Consider the following 22,772-nt stretch of genomic DNA (forward strand, 5'->3'; position numbering starts at 1 on the left):
ATGTTGAATGTTATTGATGCCGCCCTCAGTCGGGGGCGTACCGTCGTTGTATTGCTGTTGCTGTTGCTCACGGCTGGTTCAGTTAGTTATTTCTCGATCCCTAAAGAATCTGATCCCGATATCCCTATTCCTTATGTCTATGTTGCCGTAGAACATAATGGAATTTCACCTGAAGATGCGGAGAGAATGCTGCTGCGTCCCTTGGAACAAGAATTACAGGGATTGGAGGGGCTGAAAGAGATGAAGGGCTCTGCCATAGAAGGGCATGCGTCAATATTCCTAGAATTTCAGCTGGATGTAGATCAGAAGCAGGCATTAGCCGATGTACGTGAAAAGACTGATCTAGCAAAAGGTAAACTCCCTGCCGGAACCGATGATCCGACAGTGCATGAGATCACTATGGCTGGCTGGGCTCCTGTTGTGACGGTGGTGTTATCTGGGTCTGCGCCCGAGCGCACGCTGATTATGATGGCTCGGGAATTACAGGATAAGCTAGAAACCTTACAGGCGGTATTGGAAGTTGATATCGGTGGTGACCGAGATGAAATGGTCGAGATTCTAGTCGACCCTTTGTTGATGGAAAGCTACAACCTTGATCAGGCAGCTATCTATAACTTACTGTCGCGAAACAACCGTTTGGTAGCCGCTGGAAATATGGACAATGGCAAAGGGCGCTTTCCTATTAAGGTGCCTTCTGTATTCGAGAGTATTTCTGATGTGCTTTCGTTGCCTGTCAAGGTCGATGGTGATCGGGTGATCACCTTTGGGGATATTGCCGAAATACGCCGTGTCTTTGCCGATCCTAACTCGTTTGCCCGGCTAAATGGAAAACCGGCCATTACGCTAGAGGTAAAAAAGCGAGCAGGAGAGAATGCGATTGAAACGGTCAATCAGGTTCGCGATATTGTAGCCGAAGAGTCAAAGCAGTGGCCCTCTAATGTCCAGGTGGACTTTACTGGCGATACGTCTGAAAACGTTAAAGACATGCTGGCAGATCTTCAGAACAACGTTGCCTCGGCAGTACTGCTGGTGGTGATTGTGATCATTGCCATTTTGGGGGTTCGTAGCGCTGCATTAGTGGGCATCTCTATCCCAGGCTCTTTTCTCACCGGCATTCTGGTTCTATCTGCTTTCGGTATGACGATGAACATGATGGTGCTATTTGGACTGATCATGGCTGTCGGTATGTTAGTTGACGGTGCGATTGTTGTGACAGAATTTGCCGATCGTGAGATGAGTGAAGGAGCACATAGAAAAGAGGCCTATCGTAAAGCGTCTAATCGTATGGCATGGCCGATTATCGCATCAACAGCAACGACATTAGCAGCATTTGCCCCATTGTTATTTTGGCCTGGGCTGATGGGTGAATTTATGAAGTATCTGCCGTTGACGCTGATATTTACCCTCAGTGCCTCATTGGTTATGGCATTAATTTTTGTTCCGACTCTCGGCACCATATTTGGTAAGCCGAGGTTGATTGCATCTACTGTAAAAGAGCCGTTTAGTGCTGCCGAGCAGGGTGAGCTAACAAAGTTCAACGGGTTCACTGGCTTGTATGTGAGAACGTTGAAAATCGCAATATACAGGCCTTGGCTGAGCCTTGGTGCCGCGCTGGTATTTTCTACCTTAGTATTCATGGCTTTCGGTATGTTTGGTAAGGGGGTTGAGTTCTTTCCTGAAACTGATACGGGGGCTTTCAATATAACGGTACGTTCGCAGGGCGATCTCTCTGTGTTCGAAAAAGACGCTGTAATGCAGGAAGTCGAGGCACAACTGTTGGGGATGGAAGAAATTGAAACCCTGTATGGCAAGACTGGGGGGGAAAATAAAGTTGGCCATATCCGTGGCAACCTGACGGACTGGCAAGGGCGTCGCAATATTGATGATATTACTACCGAGGTATTTAAACGTACGGAACATCTGGCCGGTATTAAGCTAGAGGTTCGTAAAGATGGTAACGGGCCACCATCAGGAAAACCGTTCCAGTTGGAGATCGGTTCGCGTTTCCCTGAGTTATTACAGCCAGCGTTGGAGAAAGTGAAAGCGGAACTGGAGCAGCATCCCGCGTTTACCAATATTACAGATAATGGTAACAAGCCCGGTATCGAGTGGCAGATTAAGGTTGACCGAGAGAAGGCGGCTCGTTTTGGCGCAGATGCCGCACTTGTCGGGGCCAATGTCCAGTTTGTGACAACAGGATTGAGGATTGGTAGTTTCCGGCCTGATGATGTCGATGATGAATTGGATATCAAGGTGAGGTTTCCCGAGGAATACCGCCATGTCGATAGCTTGCAGCAACTTAGGTTAAAGACATCGACCGGGCAGGTTCCTATCAGTAATTTTACTGAACTCAGGGCTGCCAACAAACAGGGGACAATCAATAAGGTTGATAGTCGTCAGGTGGTCACGCTTGAAGCGGATTTGGTACCCGGCTATAACCTGAATAATGTCCTGCCCGGACTGATGGAAAAAATGCCAACACTAGGATTGGATCACAGAGTGGCCCTGAAGCTAAGGGGAGAGAATGAAGATCAAAAGGAGTCTGAGATTTTCCTTATACAGGCTTTCGCTGTCGCCCTGGCTGTAATGGCTCTGATACTGATCACCCAGTTTAACTCCTTCTATCAGGCGTTCTTGATCCTCAGTGCGGTACTCTTTTCTACCGTTGGTGTTTTCCTGGGGTTATTACTTACTCAGCAAGCCTTTGGGGTTGTAATGGGAGGCCTTGGGGTTATTTCCCTTGCGGGCATCGTTGTTAATAATAATATCGTTCTCATTGATACCTTTAATGTACTGTGCAAGCAAGGGGTAGCACCGATGGAAGCGATCCTCAGAACTGGGGCAGAGCGCCTGCGGCCGGTGCTCATGACAACGGTAACGACGATTTTGGGATTGATGCCGATGGTACTAGAGATGAACCTCGATTTCTTTAACCGAAGCATTGAGTTCGGTGCTCCCATTTCAAAATTTTGGGTTCAGCTAGCGTCAGCTGTCGCCGGGGGACTTGCGTTTGCAACGGTGCTCACGTTGGTATTGACCCCTTGCCTGCTTGCACTCCGCCTAGACCGGAAAAGAAAGCAGCAACCTTTACCCCTAGAGGTCGATATTCAATTAAAAGAACCAAAGCTAAATATAGTAAGTGTGCCGTAAATATATTATTTGGCTTAACCTGCCATCATGGAGTATCAATGTTACATAATCCAAGCGATGTTTTGAGTGATCCCTTTGATGTACACATCATCGGTTCTGGTATTGGTGCGATGACAGCGGCACTACTGTTGGCAAAAGTTTATAACAAAAGGGTTTGCTTGCTCGAGCAACACTGGACGGCTGGCGGGCAAACCCAATCTTTTGAGCGCAAAGGGAACTATGTGTGGGATGTTGGCGTTCATTATGTTGGTGATTTGCAGGGCCAGGAGCTGGAAGGGATTATTTGTCGATATATCTCTAACAACCAACTCAAGTGGCGACGACTTGATAAGCACTACGACAGGATCCGGTTCCAAGATACCCAGTTTGACGTCGCACAGGATATGTGTACTTACCGCAGGGATCTTAAAAACAAATTTCCAAGTGAACACCAGGCTATTGATACCTATTTTAATGACATACATGATACTCAGGAATGGCTGCGGCGGGAGTTTGTCACTCAGTTAGTGCCATCTATAGGAATACCATTATTACTTGGCGTTAACTGGTTTGGTAAGGAAAAGGCGCAGCAGACTCTAGAAACGTACCTAGAGCAGAGGTTTACTTCCCCGGAACTTAAAAATTTGATTGCTGCCCGTTGGGGGGATTATGGTCTGCCACCTCAACAGAGTAGTTTTGCGATTCATGCATTAGTCTTGGGTAGTTATTTCAAGGGGGCTTATTATCCGGAGGGGGGGAGTAAGGCAATAGCCCAATGCTTGTTGCATGAACTTCGGGCTCATGGCGGGGAGTGTTTTACGAATGTGAAGGTTAACAAGATAGTCACTGAAGGCAAACAGGTGATAGCATTGGATCTGACCGAGCATTACCACACTCCGAAAGCTCAACCACGCCGCATATCGGTAAGTCAGGTAATATCCAATGCAGGTTCTTACAACACATACCGCAAGTTGCTCGACAAGCCACAGTTTGAGCAACTTGAATCACAGCCTCGAGGTACCAGCATGCTTTGCCTCTATCTGGCATTGAATAGAAATCCTGAGGAGCTGGGTTTTAAGAACAGTAATTATTGGATAATTCCCCATGAGGCCAATGACAAATTACTAAGTAGCGATCTCAATTATTATTTTCTCAATTTTCCATCAATGAAAGATAATAAGCAGGATCATCATGTTGCCGAAGTAATGTGTAACATCTCTCCAGATCTATTTAAGCAATGGGCAGGATCGGCATGGAAAAAAAGGGGCAAGGACTACCGACAACTCAAACAACACCTAACACAAGAAATGCTCGATGCTGTGTGTGAATATTATCCGCAATTACGCGGTGCCGTTTGTTACACAGAGTTAGCAACACCGTTGAGTCTAGAGTTTTTTACTCAGCACCCAGCTGGCAATATGTATGGGGTGCCTTTTTATCCTGGACGGGAACGCTTAGCCTACTGTAAGGCGAAAACGCCGTTTAAGAACCTCTACTTGAGTGGGCAAGATGTCGCTAGCCTTGGCGTTGTCGGAGCGATGATGGGCGGTGCGATGGGCGCTGTTGCAAGCCAAGGAAGTCTGGCTGTTCCGACACTGCTGTCAGTGCTAACGCGATTTGTGAAAAGCGGCCATTCTGAGAGCTAAGTATCGACGAACCTTTATCTCCTACAGCATTCGTATTCTGGATGTAATGAGGGATAGCTAGAATTTTGTCTTTAATTAATAGTTAATTTTGAGGAAGTTAGTTATATGGACTGTACTAACTGTAAATTTAAGAGAGTCAAACGTACCTTTTGGACCAAAATTTTATTTAATGAAGTCTACCGTTGTAGTCAATGTCGGAAGCTGAAATATGTGAGGAAACGTTTAATCTAGAATATAACCATATTATGATGCAGTTGGTTTAGCCAATTAGCCTCCCTCAATTTTTAATGGTAACATGATGGCGAGATAAAAGAACAACTAGCATCGTTGTTCTTTTATCCTATAGCTGAAGCCATATAAAATATAATTTCAGAGAGTTAATTATAAAAATCAGTGACCCATCAATAAACTATATCTATAGATAACTTGTTAGTTGTTTTGTCAGCAACAAAGGCTGCATCTTTATATGATGGAGGGCCCAGAGAACCTGTAACATTGTTGCTAAATCCGTATCCTTCTGTGGGTATTCCAAGGAAGTTGGTTTCCAAATCACCGTCAGTATTTTCATCATGGATGACAGCTATGGCATACTCTCCTATAGGTATAGCGTTAAAACGTGCTGATAGCTTTCCTGATGCTAAATTTGTGATAACAGTATTATATACAGCGCCTGAACCTGGGAATCCTTCTCCATTATTATGAAGTGCTATTAACACAACACCTGCAGTGTTCCTCAGGGCGTTAACTTCAACCTCTAGTTCTATTTTATAATCAATATTATCTAGATTTAATGCTTCATTTTGTTCTGAAGCGATACTCATACTTGTGAGAAAAAACAAACTTGAAATGATTGCGTTTTTCATTTTTATCCTCTATTTTCGGTGAAGTGAAAATGAATTTTTATTGATAATACTGTATTACTCTAAATTTGAAAATAATGCAAAGATATATTTCCTTTAATAAAGGTGGCTAGGTTAAACTTATTAAGTTGCGTTATACTAGTTCCGGTGTTTTAAAAAAATGACAAATGTCATGGTTTATTAGTGCTATAAGGCTCTTTTCAAAGGTTGAGAAATAAGATGTAATGTGTATGTTCATTAACCCTAGATATTCAGTTTTATTGGGGTTATACACAAGCTCTGTATGTGAGGTAATATGGAGATTTCATATAAGAACAAAGCACAGGAAATTTTAATTCAAGTTAAGAAAAAGTTTCTTGATGGGTATTGTGGATCTACATGCAACAAAGATAAGAGTGAACCCAAGTCTAAGTCATCGAAGAAATTGAAGCTGTAAGATTCAACTAAGATGTTAACTTCATTGTGAATGAACATACTTTCAAACGAGACAGTAATTGTTATTGAGTTTTCAGAAAACACATTATACCGAGTAATAGCAACTTGTCAGTTTTAAAACTCATTTAATATATTCAGGTGTAACGACAGTTCCCGACAATTCCGGATAAAACATGGCGGAATCAAAACACAACTTGATAGCAATGTTATCGACATATGATAAGTTTAAATGAATACCGCTAGGCGTGGTTAGATATATGAAACAAGCTCTTTTAATGCTTTCAGCCCTTGTTATTTCATCAGTGGCGACTATCCAGCTCATTGTTTTTCCAGCTTTTCAAGACATGGTGCTTTATCCTGCCCGACAGTTGGAACTTGAGGTTTTGGCTTCTGGCGCCATAGATTTGCTCAGTGAAGAATTAAAAGAGCTACCAACAGAACAACGAGCTGCATATCTCGATCAGGTACGAACTGAGTTTGGTTTTATTCTTGCAATACAGCCGTTTGATCGTCAGTATTTTTCATATGATGATCTAAAGACGTTGGAGATGGGGGGAACTCTAGGCGATCCACATACCGACTCGGTATATAAAAGTATCGACTCAGAAGAGTTACTGGTTTTTGTGAATACCGATGCTCAACCTGCGCATCTTGTCTCTAAGGCTCAACGCTATACGATGGGTACATTTTTTGTGCTTCAAAGCCGACTTAGTCAGGCGCCGGAAAGTGATTGGCCTGGCATTATTGAATCAGTCGGTACTGCCTTCAAATATCCTGTCTCACTTGTTGCAATCAATGAGCTGGATTATGAGGAGGAGAACATCGCAGGCTTAATAGCTGGCAAACTGATGAGTGTCTCAACAGAGTATTCAGAATTCATAGGTTATCCTGCCGATATGATCATGCAGCGTATTGGGAGTAGTAACAAAGCGATAGTGCTTGGCCCTGTGACGGATAGCTTGAAGACATCTATGAACTTTGTGTTTAGCTTGTATTATCTGATATTCGGGCTGTTTCTTCTTATCCCCATTGTAATATGGCTGCTGCCTGCATGGTGTTCCATGCGTGCACTTAAAGATGCCACCTCTTTATTTGGGCAAGGCCGATTTGAAACACGAGCTAAATTATATCGATTTAGTCAATTGAACCACTTATCTCAGACTTACAATACGATGGCCGAGAAAATTCAGCGCTTGATTTCATCCCATAAGAATTTAACTAATGCCGTTTCTCATGAGTTGCGTACCCCGATAGCTCGCATCGAATTTAATGTTGAATTACTTAGAAATAGCTCAAGCAATCCGTATCAGCTAAAGCAGCTTGATCATATTGAGTCATCGTTGAATGAGTTAAATTCCCTGGTTTCGGAGATGTTGACATATGCTCGATTTAACCGAGAAGCACCCAAACTTGAATTTGAAACGGCCGAGCTTAACCACTGGTTAGAACAGGAATTGAAGCCTTGGCGAACAAACAGCCTTGAGAAGGATATAGTCTTACTCGAAAGCGAGACTCGTACTGCTACCTTTGAGCGATTTTATATGAGCCGGGCTTTCAGCAATTTAGTACGTAATGCGATTGCTTACGGACGGTCAAGTATCCGAATCAGTCACCATGAAACCCCGACCGATTGGCAGCTATGGGTAGAAGATGACGGTGATGGAATTGAACTCGATGATCGTAAGAAAGTGTTTGCACCATTTTACCGTCAGGATGAAAGCCGTAATCGGCAGACAGGCGGAACAGGGCTTGGGCTATCCATCGTTCAGCAAATAATGGATTGGCATGAAGGAAATGCCATTGTGAGCTCTTCATCTCTTGGTGGGGCATGCTTTATCCTTAGTTGGCCAAAACAATCTCCGCTGTGGGTTAAAGGTTTGGAAGAAAATGAATAATAAAATACTGATTGTTGAAGATGATGCACCGCTTGCAGAGTCGATTTGTGAATATTTGGTTTTCGAAGGCTATCAGGTCGAAACGGTATCTAACGGAAATCAGGCTGTTAGTAAAATATTGAGTTGGAATCCTGAGCTTGTCATTCTTGATATTATGTTGCCGGAGAAGGATGGCTTAACGGTCTGTCGAGAAGTCAGACCATTTTATAACGGTTACATATTGATGTTTACTGCCAGAGAGGAGGAAATTGATCAGGTTGTGGGGCTTGAAATTGGAGCCGACGATTATTTGCTAAAACCAGTAAAACCTCGGTTATTGTTAGCGAAGATTAAGGCTTTTTTAAGGCGAGGTCATTCTGTCGAACCGCTGAATGCTATCCAGCAGTCAAATGACACACTTGTTTTTGGTATACTGCACATTGATATAGTCAAGAGAACCGTAACTCTAGATCGAGCCCATGTACAACTCACCGATGGAGAATACGATCTGTTGGTGCTACTCGCACACCATGCAGGACAGATCCTCTCTCGTGAGGAGATCATCGAAAAAACCAAGGGATACAGCTACGACGGCGTAGAGCGTAGTGTTGATAATTATATTAGCCAGCTTAGGAAGAAACTAGGTGATAATGGCCGAAACCCATTTAGGCTGAAAACAATTCGCTCGAAAGGATATTTATTTGTTCCAAGCGGATGGTGATTCAATTTGAAGATGTTATTGGTAGGGGGATTTGGATTTTAATCATGGCGCCAGCGTTGTTAATGATGAGAAAGCTACCATTACACTCTGTAACTCTGTGCCTCATTCCAATAATTCCCGAACCTTCATTATGACTAATTCCTATACCATTATCTTGAACGACTAAGACCAGATCTGTTTCTTCATTAACCAAAGAAATAGAAACATGACTCGCTCTAGAATGACGAATTATGTTTGTTACTATTTCTCTGAATATCAATGACAGCGCTGTTTCTAGTTTTGAGTTAATAGAGAGTTTATCAATTTTCATTGATGTCGTAATACCAGAGCTTTTGAGCATTTTCTCTCCATTGTTAATTTCAAAGATCAGTCCCTTAGAGCGATAGCCTAAAATAGCACTATTCACGTCTGATTTGGCTTTCTCGGCGATGGCTGCAATATCGAGAAGTTCAGATTGACATTTTTCAGGAGCAATAGAGCGTAGACGGATTGCTAGCTCCGACTTCATAACTATCATTGATAGAGAATGGCCAATTAGATCATGCAAGTCCCGAGAAATTCTTTCACGTTCAACAAGCGTTGCCATATATTTGAAGTTCTTATGTTGCTGTTTGAGTTTGAAGTAATCTAAGTTTGAACCGGCTCGATATTTACTGACGACAGTGAAAAGGGTAATTTCAAGTAAAATGAGCAATATCGAAACCCAATGGTAATCCAAGATAATAAGTTCTGCTGCCACAATGGTAATCATGATCGAGTACATTGTTAACAGTATATGTTTTTGAACGACCAGCCCTAGCATTATTGCTGAATATAGAAGAAACATTCCCCCCCAGAAGTTATATGTAGCCCCAACGACACCGATGATAAATACGGGTATTACATGTATCCAACGATATGACTTCTTAGTATGAAAAACATTAAGAAAGCAAAGTAAAAAAATCATTATTGCAGATATAGAAAAATACTTTTCTGTAGGTGATATTGGCCAAAACAAACAGTAGGCAATGTAAAAAGATAAATAGCATAGAGTTAAATACATCAGTCTGTATTCGTTGAATAAATCTTTGCTTGGAATAAGTCTTAAAATTGTCATGCTATTTATATTCCATTTTTGTTGTTAACTTCCGTAATGACGATATGTCTATTGTAAGTAGGATGAATTAGTTGATAGGAAAAACAACATTTAATCTTAATAAATCACTACAATGAAGAGTAAAATCCACGGGCTTGTTGTTTTCTTTAAGTGCGTCAATTTTTTTATGAATTTTTGAAGTTCTATCTATAATTCTATCGGTATTGAATGTGCATAAAATCCGATTGTGCGACGAAGAGATCTTTAATTTTATGTTTGAACATTCAGGAATAAATATTAGTATGTTAAATACATCTGATATTATCCCTGATAAATGTCTTTCTATTTCTGGTCTGATGGGGGGGATATCTAGGTTGATTTCCAGCTTTATACCATGTTCACTCAACAGAGTATCACTATCCTGAAGTGTTCTTTGAACTGTTCCTTGCCGATAATCTACTACGATTCGTCTGACTTTAGATAAGGTTTCCCGAGTTAGAGTTTGAATGCTCTTAATGTTTGCTTCTGCCTCGTCACTATGGCGATTAATACTCTTTATAGATTGATTACTTAACTCGTCAATGGTGTCAAAAAAACCTAGTAAATCATCACTAAGATCTTCAGCGACTCGTTCTCTTTCAGCTATTTTAGCCAGGTGATCGACTTTTGCTGCACCTAATACTAAGTCATTTTTTTGCTTTATCTGGTGAATATAAGCCGTTTCGATAATTAAAGTCGTAATAACACCTAAAACAAAAACAGCAATATAACCATTGAAGATATTCAAGTAAACCGCTTGTAATATGGCAGATAATATAATCAATGAGCAAGCTAGGAAGCGTAGATACCTTTTGTTGAGTCGTGTGACTGGTAAAACGGCACAAAAAAACATCGGAAATGTGTTGATGTTAAAATGAAATAGAGTCGATGAAATAATCAAAATTCCAAGACTATAAAACATGATTCCAAGGTCATTTGATCCTACTATTTTGTAAGCGAAATAGATGACTGAAATTATACAGTATGAATATAGTCCAAGCATGCCATCATTAGATGGCATTAATATTATACTTAGAATTAAAAGAAGGATTAAAGTGACCATTTCGCTGATATAAATCATTAATAATTTTTTGTCTAAATCCAGCGAACTAAGCATGCGTTATAACCATCCATTTTCTTTTGCAATTCTAAACGCGTCAACTCGATTTGATGCATTAAGCTTGCTCATTGAGATTGAGATATAATTTCTGACCGTTCCTTCACCTAAAAAAAGTGTGCTTGCAATTTCTTTATTGGATAGGTTATTTCCCACAAGCCTTAATATTTTTCTTTCCTTGTCTGTAAGGGGATCCTTATCAGTCAACGCAGCAATAGCTAGGCTTGATTCAACAACTGTTTCGCCTTGATGAACTCGCTGAATTGTATCCACTAATTCTTCGAAAGGGGAATCTTTCAATAAATAGCCTTTTACACCGCAATCCAGTGCTCTTTTCAAGTAGCCACTTCGTGAGAATGTAGTAACCACAATAACTTTAATGTTTGGGTAGTGTTGTTTAACGTCTTCGGCTAGTTCAAGCCCTGTCTTATTGGGCATTTCTAAGTCGGTAATTATAATATCGACAGGGTTGTCTTTTAGGCAGTTTATCGCCTCAACGCCATCCTTAGCTTTGCTTATGACAGAGAAATCATCATACATATCCAACAATGTTGCCATCGTGCCTAGTAACATTGTTTGGTCTTCAACCAGCATTATTCTTACCATTTTACTCTTCCTAAGAGTGAATATTTCACCTAACCGTATATAAGCTCGGTTGTATATATTTTGCTGTTATTTACGTTATCTGATGATAACAAATTTTCCATTCGTCATCACAATGTTAAATTTGAAGTGAATTCGGAGCATGAATAAAACAATGGATATCCACATCGCTCAAATACTGAGTTGTCATGTAGACGGAGACTGTTGCTATTGGCTATTTGACGACTCTTTGACTGTTCTAGGGCTCATAACACTCGACGGATGAAAACCTTCTGAAAATGTGACATTTATCGGTCAGCTGGAGTGTGCTTATATGAAAGGCGACTGTATACTTATACAGTATTTTGTTGTCTAAAGGGTATAAAGTGAAAAACTTTGTGGTGTTGTTATCTGATAAGAATAAAGAGCTTATGAACGAGGCTCTCATCAATGGGCATGTTGATTATCTGAGAACGAAATGGGATCAGGGCAGCCTGAAGTATTGTGGCCCTTGTACTGACGGCTCTGCGCTCATGGTATTGGAGTGTAAGACACGTGAACAAGCAGAAGATATCGTATCTAACGACCCATTTTATAAAGTGAGCTACTACCGGAATGTAGAAATTAGGGAAATACAGCCAGCCAATCCTGACAATAACTTTCTGTTAGAACAGGTGTAGTTTTTCCGCAAAGTTTTAATCTGGTATTGGGGGGGCTGATTTGTTCTACACTGCTACCAACCACTTGTGTTCCAGTAACTGTGATCAGTCTATCGCTTTGCCTAAGCCGGCAGCAGATATGATCAAATTTCTGAGTTGGGTCAGTTTGAATGTCTGATTCTAGCTGATTGATGTTATTCAGAAATTGCACCTTTCGTAATTGCTATTCACAATTAATCATTATACAAATCCCTCCATCTTTATCGGGATAGAGTAGTCAATTAAATCAGTCAATGATTAAGGTTGTCAGCGAATGAGTTTCATGGTTTTGCTTAACTCGAGTTGTTTGCAAGTAGTGTAAAACTACAGGTGTTTAAAATTCAATTTCAGGGAGATGGAATATCTCCCTCATCAACGCTAAATAAGTGTTCTTACTTTAACCGTAATAGCGCAGGCTCTTTGCCAGTAAATCGACAAATCCTTCCCGGTCAACATCGAACAATACGGTGGCATTGGCAGGCTGTCCGGACAGTTGGTAACGATCAACCACGGTCATGCCCTGAGTATATTTCCCCTCGGTTTCAATGCCGACCCAGCAGTCTTGTGTCGTGAACAGCTCAGGATTTAGCAGCCAGGCTATCGTGCATGGATCGTGGAGCGGAGCCCCTGCCAGTTCCCATTTCGGATCACGGTGGTAGATCATGAAAAAGTCCAGCAGATCGGCGACGACGTCGGAGACTGAATTACCGATGCTGCGGATATGTTCTATATCTCTATTCATAATGAGGGCGCGGTGGGTAACATCCAGCCCGCACATGGTGATCGGGATGCCGGAGCGGAAGACCACATCGGCTGCTTGCGGATCGACATAGATATTGAACTCGGCTGCCGGAGACCAGTTACCGGTTTCAGCCCCGCCGCCCATCAGCACAATACGTTCGATCTTGTCAGCCAGTTCTCGATGGGTTGCTAGCAGCAGGGCAATATTGGTGAGTGGCCCGGTTGGCACGAGCGTCACTGGCTTGTCGCTTTCCCGAAGGATGCGCGCCATCAGCTCAATAGCATGCTCCTTTACGGGCTCAAAACCAGGATCCGGAAGTTCTGGACCATCCAAGCCACTTTCACCATGTACATTGTCTGCAATGATCAGCTCACGGGCCAGTGGTTTTAGTGCGCCACCAGCAACAGGAATATCACTCCGTCCAAGTAGAGTCAGTATACGCAGGGCATTGTTGAGGGTTTTGTCCGGTGTCTGGTTGCCAGCGCTGGTTGTCACCGCTTTGATATCTAAAGATGGGGAGGCGCAGGCAAGAATTAAAGCGATGGCATCATCGTGACCAGGATCGCAGTCAAGGATTATTGGGCGGCTCATATGGGTACTCCATTGTTTTTATAATGAAGAATGTACCTTGTTAGCGTGGCTGAAAATGTGAGTCTGGTAGGGAAAAAGAGAAAGCTGAATGCGACAAGGTTACCAAAAATGAGAGGTTTTAAGCTTTATCTCTTGAAGAGAGAGATACTACCCTACTAGAAATGGTCACTATGCATCCATTGTGAAACATTCTTCCCCAATCATTAGTTTTTTGCGAGTCAGTATATGTTTTTATAATAAATTCAAATAGATAAATCCTACTCTCTGTAACTAATTTGTCACGAATGTAGAATATATTTCTCGGTCTTAATTATCTGATAACCCAAGGTAACGTTATGAAATCGAGTCACCTTTTTCTTCTTCTGTCATTGGCTAGCACCGGGGCTGCCGCATTTGAGCTGAATGTGCCTAAGTACAATGATGCTGGCAACCTGGTGTGGACTGGGCATCTTAGCCCAGATACCGACTCTGTTACTTCAGCTCTGCTGGCTGCCCATATCTATGGCGGCACAGCTGCTGTTCCGGATGTTATTAACCCTGAGAGCAAATTTGTGCTGGAGTATTGTCAGGTCGAACATCCAAAGTTGTTGAGTGACTTTAGCCAGTCTGCGGTTGGCTTGGTTGATTTTAACCAAAAAACACAATTACACCCGACGGTAGATGAAAGCAGTATCGTTGCCATTGTCGACCACCATGCTATAGGTGGCAGTCCTGTTAATATGCCACAAGTGGCGGCGATTGATATTCGTCCATGGGGCTCTGCCGCGACCATTCTTGCCGACCGTGCCGAGCGCCTGAATATTGAATTGCCGAAGCATTTGGCTTGTACGACATTGGCGGGGATCCTGTCAGATACCGTTGTTTTCCAATCTGCGACAACGACGCAATATGATCGCACCAATGCAGAAAAATTGGCGCAACAAGCTGGAATTGATGACTTGGATGCATTTGGCCAAAAGATGCTAGAAGCTAAGTCTGATCTTAGCCATGTCAGTGCTGCTGATGTTTTGACTATGGACTACAAGAACTTTGCCTATGCGGGCAAAAAAGTGGGTATAGGGGTGGCTGAAACCCTGACAGCCCAGCAGCTGCTTGACCGCCGTGATGAGTTTGTTGCTGCAATGAAGGCGTATAAAGAAAGTCAGCAACTTGATCATCTATTCTTCTCGGTGACAGATACAAAAAATAAACGTGCGAACCTTTTGTGGATTGATGAGGCCGATTCTTCTATTGCGGCATTAGCCTTTGAAGGCCAAACAGAGGCAGGCTGGCTGGTTCTAGACGGCGTGACATCACGTAAGCGCCAGATTGGCCCGGCTATACAAAGCGCTGTGGAAAGCTTGGAGTAATATGATCTTGGCCGCTTATCAGATAGCGGCCGAGTATTGCCAGACGCACTGATTGCTCAGGGTTCATCTTGGCCAAGCAGCAATGAAGGACAAGAGCCTAAGCCCTTGTCTTGATTAGCAGCAGGACAACATGGTGTTACCTGCTCAAGCGCCAAAGATGGCGTGCCGTTTCAGACCGAATCATGGCAGTTCTCCCAAGAGTTTTTGAAGTTCTTGAACTAGCTTCCTGCTGAGCAGTAACTTCTAGATATCATTCAAGCCCACTTTATCAGAGTGGGCTTTTATGTTCCGGTTAGTATTATCTATCTCTACACCATTGATTTGCTATAGTGATTTCAGAACCAACTTGCTGGGAAAGCGATAGTTATGATGAAAGCAATAGGATTAATGCTAAGCCATTTAGTTGTGCTGGCATTAGGTTTCGCTGCGGGGATTTATGCCTTGCCTATTCTGATAGCACCCGATAACCCTTCATCGAGTGAGGTACTGAAGGTCGCGCAGAGTGCACAATTTAGCGGTGAGTTTCGCCGTGATCTTATCGACAGTGATTTTCTCCATTGGGGAGAGGGGCAAGTATCAATTAGCCCTGATGTGATTTCGTTTCAGGGGGATCTTGCACCGGGGCCTGACTATAAACTGTATTTGTCACCACGGTTTGTTGAGACAGAAGCCGATTTCAACCGCTTGAAACCCAGCATGGTCAAAGTCGGTGAAGTTAAAACCTTTTCGAGTTTTATGGTGCCGTTGGAAAAGGGTATTGATACCACCCAGTACAATACCGTGATTGTCTGGTGTGAAACCTTTGGTCAGTTTATTACGGCCGCGCAGTATCAATAGGTGATTTTCGAAGCGGTGAGTAGTTAAGAAGAATATAGATATGAAAATTGAACATGTTGCAATGTGGGTCAAAGATCTTGAACAGATGAAATCGTTCTATCAGACGTATTTCAATGCCGCATCAAATGATAAATACATCAATGCAACCAAAGGTTTTTCGTCTTATTTTTTGAGCTTGATCCAGAAGGTAACCGCCTGGAAATTACAGCTTAACATTCTGGAGCGGTATCGAAAGACGGTTGAGAACAGCACCTTTTTAGGGTGTAAATTAATTGGCTATGAGACTTGGAGCGGCAATGGATATAAAAGCTGTTTTATTCGATATGGACGGGCTGATCTTCGATACCGAAGGGCTCTATAAAGTTAGCTGGCAGCATGCCGCGACTGAGCAAGGCTTTGTTTTGGATGATGAGTTCTACCGCGCTTTCATCGGGGTACAGGATGCAGAGTGTGAGCGCCGAGTTACTGACAAATTTGGTGACAAGCTTGATCTGGAGCGTTTTAAGCAAGTTCGCGACACTGACTTTCATGCCCGACGAGATAAAGGCGTTGATTATAAGCCCGGGTTTGACCTGTTGTTTGAGCAGTTGAAAACCAAGGGGCTCAAGTGCGCGCTGGTGACGTCTTCGGCACTAGCGGAAGTAAAGCACCACTTTGCGGGCTCTGAGTATTTGGCACAGTTTGATGTGGTGATCACCTCGGAAGATGTTAAAAACGGCAAGCCACATCCGGATTGCTACCGGATGGCATCTGAGCAACTGGATATTGCTCCTGCTGAGTGCCTAGTGTTGGAAGATTCCAATAACGGTATGCGGGCAGGCCTTGATGCAGGCTGCAAGGCGGTGATGATCCCTGATTTGCTGTTGCCTAGTGAGGATGTTGCCGAAAAGGCCCATGCGGTACTGGACAGCTTAGTGGATGTATCTCGTTTACTTTAGTTGAAAAACAATAAAGAACGCTAAAGTTGTCAATAAGAAAAATCAGAGTGTCAGCCTTGATGCCGAGCAAGTAGGCTGAGTTTGCGGATCTTTCTTTGGGCATGCGTATACGAGATGTGAAGAACATCCGCCAGCATGCGGGTGATTGTGGCCCGTTTCATTCCTGCATTCGACATGGATTCAAACAGTGCTTTAGTGATCTGATTGCGCCAGGCTTCCCGGGAGGGTAAGTGGTACCGGAGAAGCAGCGCGGAAAACTGTTTATGACTGATCGGCTTGCCGTGCCGGAATAGTTGATGCTTTTTAATGATCCGCTTGAGTTCGGTGGTCGATAGGGCCGGGTGGGTGAATGTGTTGGTATAGTCGGCATAAGATGCCAGAAATCGCTGGTCAAAATCTACTTGTTGTGTAGTCGTTGGCAGTCCCATAGCACATGAAATCCTTCTTATTCTCGTATTAACTATTAGTTTAGCCTCTTTCTACCAGACTCCGTCCTTCAATTGGTTCGGTTTTATCTCCCTTACAAATTGAGTAATTATTCCTGTCATGCCATGCTTCTGTATGGCCTTTGAGTATTTATAAAACGAGCGCCCAGCATGTTCGTGTAAATTTCAGTCCTTGCCATCTGTATGACCGAGAAAATCATGAACAGTCCTAATCTCGGGTTCTGCTTTATGCAATCATGTAGCAAGGGAATGTGTAAAAGTATGGGCTACTATGCACATGTTCTGAGAAAGTAGTGAGTTGAGTGACATTGCTGGAAGCACATCAATAAAATCAGCAAAAAGTGGCACTTACCATGGGAAAAATCGGAATTCATTTATTGTATTCCGATTTATCATAGTAAAAAGTGATCACCCAGGCCTTAAGTGAGTGGCATGGTCCGGCTGGGGAAGCTTTCCTTTAAAGCAACTAAGCAACTAAGCAACTAAGCAACTAAGCGACTTTGCACGTTTTATTTTCTGATGGATTGATAAACTCGGAGTGAAGAGCACATATCGCTGCTTTGTAATATTTGTCTTCCACAACAAACTGTACGTTAACATTACGCATGGAAGAGTGGGCCGCTATTGGTGAAATCTGCTTGTCTGTTAAGGAGAGTATGCCTTTGCTTAAAGCGGTATTGGTATTGATAGAGGCACCAATAATTGAAATCAGCGCGACCATGCAGCCTGTGATTGTCGAATTTGGATAGCGTTTCTCTGCTTTGTAGAGCAATTTGTTTAAGCTTTCTGTACCACCACTTAAATAGTAGGTAATAGAGTTGGCGTTCATCTCTTTACCTATTAATTTCACCCTGGCATCTGAGATGATTTCCATCATCTCGTAGCTTACATTATCTACCTTGCCAACCATGGCCTGGTCAAAAATGTGTAGGGCAAAGACTTTATTTTTGCCTGCAATAATTTCCACTCTTTCAGCGTCAGACTTGTAATTTTGTGAAATGAGTGTGCCCTGATGTTCGGGTTCAAAGGTGTTTTTGATACATAATTCAATGTTATTTTGGCGTAGTCCAGACGCTGCATTGGGGTGGATAGCTTCCATTCCCAAATTGGCCAGTTGATCGGCGACATCAAAGTTGGTATGTCCCATAGGAAAGACGCTTTCTGGGTTAACGATGCGCGGGTCGGCACTGCTTAGATGGTATTCCTTATGGATGATGGCCTGAGTAGCGTGAGTTAAACAAGCGATACGACTAAAGGTAATTTCGCTGTAGCCGCGATCATAGGTTTTCATCAATCCTTCATCACAATAGGCATAACCAGTGACTATAGGCAGTTCTTTAGTTACATCAATATCAGCAAATGCACGTTTGATGACTTCATCCAGGCTGCCATAGCTTTTGTCATCCCAACCGGATAAATCAACAAACTTGGCGTTAATACCAAGTTTTTTTAACTTCAGAACAGTGTTATAGGCACTGTGCGCCTCGCCGAGCGACGATAAAAATTCTCTTATTTGCGGCAAGTAATGACGCAAAGAGAATTGGCCGTACTGACAAGTTTCCATAATATTAGTGATACAGTTTACCGCATCAGTGATCCTTGACTTGATAAACTTATCTGCACGTCTGCGACTAAGGGGATCGGCAAACATATTTTCGTTGACGAGTAGCATGCGCATTTCTAAATCAGCGACAGCTTTTCGCCATGTTTCATCACGCTTGGCAATATACTGGTAAATGCCTGATTTTCCAGAACGCTTGCACTCTAGCAGCGAATCGGTGATACCGCCGAAAGCCGATACCACAAAAACGCGATTATAGGGAGATGTGGGGCGTAGTATAATGTTATCTAAGACAGCATCGAATGCTGACATTGATGTACCGCCGATTTTCTCTACGGTATAGCTCATGAGCGAATCCTTTACTCATTTTATTAAATCCGGATAAGAAGGGGCATTGACAGCCCCTTGAAAAGAAGATTATTCCACTAACGGGTATACTCCATTTTCGTCATGGACCTCTGCACCAGTAATCGGCGGGTTAAACACACAGGCCATTACCATTTCTTTGTCTTTATAGGCTCGTAAGTAATGTTCATCGTTGTTATCTAAGATATACAGTGTCCCTGGTTTAATTGGGTAGGTTTTATCGCCGATCACTTCGATCTCCCCCTCGCCTGAGATACAGTAAACTGACTCTAAGTGGTTTTGGTAATGAATATGTGTTTCTGTGTTGTCATAGATGGTGGTGATGTGGAATGAAAACCCCATCTTGTCGTCTTTTAATAGCATACGGATACTTTCCCAGTTGTCCGACACTACACGACGTTCGCTGTTTTTACACTCTTCTAGAGTTCTTACAATCATGCTTAATGCCCTTAAGACGCTTTCTTGATCAGTTTCGTGGCGACGATATCTGCTGCTTGCTCGAAAATATGCAATCCTTGTTCAAGCTCGGACTCACTAATAGTGAGTGGACAGAAGAATTTAACGACTTCGTCATCTGGGCCTGCAGTTTCAATGACCATGCCTTTTTCGAAACATGTTCTGGCAATGGCTGATGAAATTGAGCCGCTTGTGCACTCGATACCTTGCATCAGGCCTCGGCCTTTTCCACGGATAAATAATGAAGGGTAACGGCGCAGGGCGCGTTGAATTGCGGTGTTGACTTGGTTTGCACGTTGGCCAATATGCTGTTCAAGTTCATTATTTGTCCAGTAAGTTGTAATTGCTTTAGTGGCGGTAACAAAGGCATGGTTATTACCACGGAATGTACCGTTATGTTCACCTGGTTGCCATATATCGAGTTCAGGTTTGAATAGCACCAATGCCATTGGTAATCCGTAACCACTGATAGATTTGGACAAAGTAACGATGTCTGGTTTGATTCCGGCAGGTTCAAAGCTAAAAAAGGTGCCGGTACGGCCGCAGCCAGCCTGGATATCGTCGACGATCAGTAGGATTTTATGCTGCTGACAAATGGTGCTCAGTCGTTTTAACCATTCATTTGAAGCCGTATTCAGGCCGCCTTCGCCTTGTACCACTTCAACTAATACTGCTGCGGGCTTGTCTAAACCACTTGAGTTATCGTTTAGCATGGTTTCAAACAAAGCCAGACCATCAACACCAGCGTATCCTTCGTACGGAATACGTGAAGTGCCTGTCAGAGGTATGCCTGCACCGCCACGGTGATGTTGGTTTCCCGTTGCTGCCAGTGCGCCGGTTGTACAGCCGTGAAAGCCGTTAGTGAAAGTGATGATGTTTGTGCGACCAGTAACTTTTCGTGCAAGCTTCATCGCCGCTTCTACGGCATTTGTGCCAGTAGGGCCGGTGAACTGCACTTTATAATCAAGATTTCGGGGTTCGAATATGTGATTACGGAGTACGGTTAAAAATTCCGCCTTGGCTTGTGAATGCATATCCAGACCGTGGGTAATACCATCACGATCGATATAATCGAGTAGTGCTTGTTTTAGTACTGCATTGTTATGGCCGTAGTTCAACGAGCCGGCGCCAGCAAGAAAGTCGAGGTAACGTTTATCATCTTCTGTGTATAGCCAACCACCTTTTGCTGATGAAAACACAACAGGGAAGTTGTTTGCATATGATTGTACGTTTGATTCTTGCTTTTGGAAGATATCCATTTTAGGACCATTTATTCAATGAATTAATGAAATTTGACAAGAGGGATGTGATACAAGTATTCGGTATCGTGCTTGCCTTTAAAGTGTTTGTGCTCGTCCAGAAAAGTTGTCACTGAACCTTGGTTATCATTTGCCTTGTCTAGCTTCTTGAATAGGTTCCAAGAACCATGATTGTCTTTTGTGATAGTTGTTTCAACAGCCTTAACGTGTTCCAGGTTGTCGCGCATTAAAAGCTCTTTTAGCATATGAAATGCAAGCCCTTTCCCTCTGTGCTGGGGGGCTACGGCAACCTGCCAAATAAACAGCTCACTATTATTGTCCGGCTTGAGGTAGCTAGATATAAACCCTGCTATTTCATCATTGCATACTGCCATGATGCAGGTTTGTTTAAAGTGGGTAGATTGTAGAAAGTTGCAGTAAGACGAGTTCACATCCAAGGGAGGGCATGAAGCGATAAGCTTATGCACTTGGTCACCATCACTAATGTTTGGTGTTCTAAATACCCACTTGTTTTCTTCCTTGGCTAATGTTGTCGGGCATACAATCCAAGGTGCTGACGTAATCATTTTGTACCCATAATCCTTAGTGGTCTAAACAATTAACGTGTAATTATTACGCCTGATGGTGAATACATCAAGACAAATTATGGATAATATTTCGCGCTTATGCATTAAGTTATTTATTTTCAATGGCTTGATGGTGATAATGAGTGTGCTATCAAATGTTTCGTGTTGTAACTATTGGGGTAATATTTTTCAATCAACGCAAGACAAGACGCAGTGGAGATGGGAGTTCAAACGTGGTGACTGGGAGGTGGAAATGCTAACTTGTACTTTATTGTATTGCGGTGAGTCTTATTTCTATCTGGATGCAGATCTTAATGCCTACGAGGGTGGTCAGCGGGTCTATTCGCAGAATTGGAATCTTAAAATCAGGCGCGATCTGGTTTGATACAGCAACGTTTGTTAAGTACTAACGAGTTGTGCGGAACTTTCTTGCCAGTTAACCCAAGGATAACTCTATGTGAGCCCTTGGGTAACTGACAATTCGAATTGCTCAATGTGTTTTAAGCAATACACTTAAAGTTTGTTATATACCATTTTGCCTAGCGCGCTTCAGTAGAGATCTGAATAGGGTTAATGTTTTCTCGTGTACAGATATGTTCGGGCCGAGGAGTTTGTGTACAAAATGGTTTAATTACCTTGTTGCTTTGCGCGTTGTAAACAAAAAAGATATTGGATCTGGGGAAGGGGGTGATATTGTTGTTGGAACCATGCATTACATTACAATCAAATATGATGACACTGCCGGGCTTACTTGTTAGTGCGACGATTCCCCCCCGTTCCACCATCGCCTGGAGGCAGTTGTCAGAAGGTATGCCGCACTCCTGTTTTTGTAGCGATGCCAGGTGATGATTTTCTGGCGTCTCACCCTCACAGCTAACATATTGTCGGTGTGAGCCGGGAATTATCATCAAAGGCCCATTATCAGGGTAATTTTCGGTTAGCGTGATCGACATGCTTAAGGCCCGCATACGTGGCATACCATCTTCTACGTGCCAGGTCTCAAAATCTGAGTGCCAATAAAATTCTTTACCTCGAAACCCTGGTTTGTAGTTTAGTCTTGATTGGTGGATATAGATTTCATCTGCTAACAGGTACCTCGCAAGGCCAACTAGGCGCTCGTCTACTGAAAGCTGCTTGAAAATAGGGCTATTATCATGAACGCGGAAAATTGAACGTACATCACTGCTACCGGACTCAGTAATGGTTTCATTGGATTGTTGTATTATTTCATCGGCTCTAAGACGTTCTGATTCCTGTTGCAATAAGCAGATCTCTTCAGGCGAAAAAATATCATCCAAGACCACAAACCCTTGCTTTTCATATTGATCAATCACCAGAGGAGCAATCGGTGGTATTACACCTTTGGCTGCATAAACAACAGGATCCTTTCTTGGAATTATTGTTTCTTTTTTCCCATTACGAGAAGGGTAGACGTCAAATTCTGTCATTTGGTTATTGGCAGTTATATTATCCATAAGATTGATT

At 42.8% G+C, this 22,772-nt stretch carries 19 protein-coding genes and 1 pseudogene; 9 read left to right on the forward strand and 11 right to left on the reverse strand.

What is annotated here, in order from left to right:
• Together AC51G0_RS24075 and AC51G0_RS24080 are read left to right on the forward strand one after the other, a co-directional pair.
• Complete coding sequence (locus AC51G0_RS24075; RefSeq protein WP_496302074.1) at nt 1-3,150, forward strand: efflux RND transporter permease subunit; 3,150 nt, start codon at nt 1-3, stop codon at nt 3,148-3,150.
• Between the two features lie 38 nt (nt 3,151-3,188).
• Nucleotides 3,189-4,775, forward strand: a complete 1,587-nt coding sequence (locus tag AC51G0_RS24080; protein ID WP_496302075.1) for a phytoene desaturase family protein — start codon at nt 3,189-3,191, stop codon at nt 4,773-4,775.
• A gap of 401 nt (nt 4,776-5,176) precedes the next feature.
• Here the strand turns inward: AC51G0_RS24080 and AC51G0_RS24085 are convergent, their stop codons facing one another.
• Complete coding sequence (locus AC51G0_RS24085) at nt 5,177-5,638, reverse strand: DUF2141 domain-containing protein (RefSeq protein ID WP_496302076.1); 462 nt, start codon at nt 5,636-5,638, stop codon at nt 5,177-5,179.
• A gap of 689 nt (nt 5,639-6,327) precedes the next feature.
• Here AC51G0_RS24085 and AC51G0_RS24090 point away from each other — a divergent pair.
• Both AC51G0_RS24090 and AC51G0_RS24095 read left to right on the forward strand, forming a co-directional pair.
• Nucleotides 6,328-7,965 carry an ATP-binding protein gene (locus tag AC51G0_RS24090; protein WP_496302077.1) on the forward strand — a complete coding sequence of 546 codons (1,638 nt, stop codon included), beginning with the start codon at nt 6,328-6,330 and terminating at the stop codon, nt 7,963-7,965.
• Nucleotides 7,958-8,665 (forward strand): response regulator, encoded by a 708-nt coding sequence (locus AC51G0_RS24095; RefSeq protein ID WP_496302078.1) that lies wholly within the window; start codon nt 7,958-7,960, stop codon nt 8,663-8,665. Before AC51G0_RS24090 ends, AC51G0_RS24095 begins: the two co-directional genes overlap by 8 nt.
• Nucleotide 8,666: 1 nt before the next feature.
• Here AC51G0_RS24095 and AC51G0_RS24100 read toward each other — a convergent pair whose 3' ends face one another.
• From AC51G0_RS24100 to AC51G0_RS24110, 3 genes are all read right to left on the reverse strand, one after another.
• Complete coding sequence (locus tag AC51G0_RS24100) at nt 8,667-9,761, reverse strand: sensor histidine kinase (protein WP_496302079.1); 1,095 nt, start codon at nt 9,759-9,761, stop codon at nt 8,667-8,669.
• A gap of 67 nt (nt 9,762-9,828) precedes the next feature.
• Nucleotides 9,829-10,896 carry a sensor histidine kinase gene (locus tag AC51G0_RS24105; protein ID WP_496302080.1) on the reverse strand — a complete coding sequence of 356 codons (1,068 nt, stop codon included), beginning with the start codon at nt 10,894-10,896 and terminating at the stop codon, nt 9,829-9,831.
• A gap of 3 nt (nt 10,897-10,899) precedes the next feature.
• Nucleotides 10,900-11,502 carry a response regulator transcription factor gene (locus AC51G0_RS24110; RefSeq protein WP_496302081.1) on the reverse strand — a complete coding sequence of 201 codons (603 nt, stop codon included), beginning with the start codon at nt 11,500-11,502 and terminating at the stop codon, nt 10,900-10,902.
• A gap of 407 nt (nt 11,503-11,909) precedes the next feature.
• Here AC51G0_RS24110 and AC51G0_RS24115 point away from each other — a divergent pair, with 407 nt between their 5' ends.
• Nucleotides 11,910-12,158, forward strand: a complete 249-nt coding sequence (locus AC51G0_RS24115; protein ID WP_496302082.1) for a YciI family protein — start codon at nt 11,910-11,912, stop codon at nt 12,156-12,158.
• A gap of 415 nt (nt 12,159-12,573) precedes the next feature.
• On the opposite strand, the gene rihA is transcribed toward AC51G0_RS24115, so the two are convergent.
• Nucleotides 12,574-13,509 carry a pyrimidine-specific ribonucleoside hydrolase RihA gene (gene rihA, locus AC51G0_RS24120; protein ID WP_496302083.1) on the reverse strand — a complete coding sequence of 312 codons (936 nt, stop codon included), beginning with the start codon at nt 13,507-13,509 and terminating at the stop codon, nt 12,574-12,576.
• 335 nt (nt 13,510-13,844) lie between these two features.
• Between rihA and AC51G0_RS24125 the strand changes: the two genes are divergently transcribed.
• The 4 genes and pseudogenes from AC51G0_RS24125 (at nt 13,845) to AC51G0_RS24140 (ending at nt 16,633) form a co-directional block, all read left to right on the forward strand.
• Nucleotides 13,845-14,858, forward strand: coding sequence for a manganese-dependent inorganic pyrophosphatase (locus AC51G0_RS24125; RefSeq protein WP_496302084.1), 1,014 nt, complete (start codon nt 13,845-13,847; stop codon nt 14,856-14,858).
• A 369-nt stretch (nt 14,859-15,227) separates the two neighbouring features.
• A complete protein-coding gene (locus AC51G0_RS24130) occupies nt 15,228-15,695 on the forward strand; it encodes a DM13 domain-containing protein (RefSeq protein ID WP_496304193.1) in 468 nt (155 codons plus the stop codon).
• A gap of 40 nt (nt 15,696-15,735) precedes the next feature.
• Nucleotides 15,736-15,870, forward strand: a pseudogene (locus AC51G0_RS24135) (VOC family protein); the annotation flags it as partial.
• A 121-nt stretch (nt 15,871-15,991) separates the two neighbouring features.
• On the forward strand, nt 15,992-16,633 hold the full coding sequence (locus AC51G0_RS24140) for an HAD family hydrolase (protein WP_496302085.1): 642 nt from the start codon (nt 15,992-15,994) through the stop codon (nt 16,631-16,633).
• 50 nt (nt 16,634-16,683) lie between these two features.
• On the opposite strand, the gene AC51G0_RS24145 is transcribed toward AC51G0_RS24140, so the two are convergent.
• The 6 genes from AC51G0_RS24145 to thpD form a co-directional block, all read right to left on the reverse strand.
• Nucleotides 16,684-17,061, reverse strand: a complete 378-nt coding sequence (locus AC51G0_RS24145; RefSeq protein ID WP_496302086.1) for a hypothetical protein — start codon at nt 17,059-17,061, stop codon at nt 16,684-16,686.
• A 508-nt stretch (nt 17,062-17,569) separates the two neighbouring features.
• Nucleotides 17,570-18,988, reverse strand: a complete 1,419-nt coding sequence (locus tag AC51G0_RS24150) for an aspartate kinase (protein WP_496302087.1) — start codon at nt 18,986-18,988, stop codon at nt 17,570-17,572.
• Nucleotides 18,989-19,057: 69 nt separating this feature from the next.
• On the reverse strand, nt 19,058-19,444 hold the full coding sequence (locus tag AC51G0_RS24155; RefSeq protein WP_496302088.1) for an ectoine synthase: 387 nt from the start codon (nt 19,442-19,444) through the stop codon (nt 19,058-19,060).
• Between the two features lie 11 nt (nt 19,445-19,455).
• The gene (ectB, locus tag AC51G0_RS24160; RefSeq protein WP_496302089.1) at nt 19,456-20,721 is read right to left on the reverse strand and encodes a diaminobutyrate--2-oxoglutarate transaminase; all 1,266 of its coding nucleotides are present in this window, start codon (nt 20,719-20,721) and stop codon (nt 19,456-19,458) included.
• 23 nt (nt 20,722-20,744) lie between these two features.
• Nucleotides 20,745-21,287, reverse strand: a complete 543-nt coding sequence (ectA, locus tag AC51G0_RS24165) for a diaminobutyrate acetyltransferase (RefSeq protein WP_496302090.1) — start codon at nt 21,285-21,287, stop codon at nt 20,745-20,747.
• Nucleotides 21,288-21,826: 539 nt separating this feature from the next.
• Nucleotides 21,827-22,762, reverse strand: coding sequence for an ectoine hydroxylase (gene thpD, locus AC51G0_RS24170; RefSeq protein ID WP_496302091.1), 936 nt, complete (start codon nt 22,760-22,762; stop codon nt 21,827-21,829).
• Between the last annotated feature and the right edge of the window lie 10 nt (nt 22,763-22,772).

The organism is Photobacterium sp. HL06 (assembly GCF_059552575.1).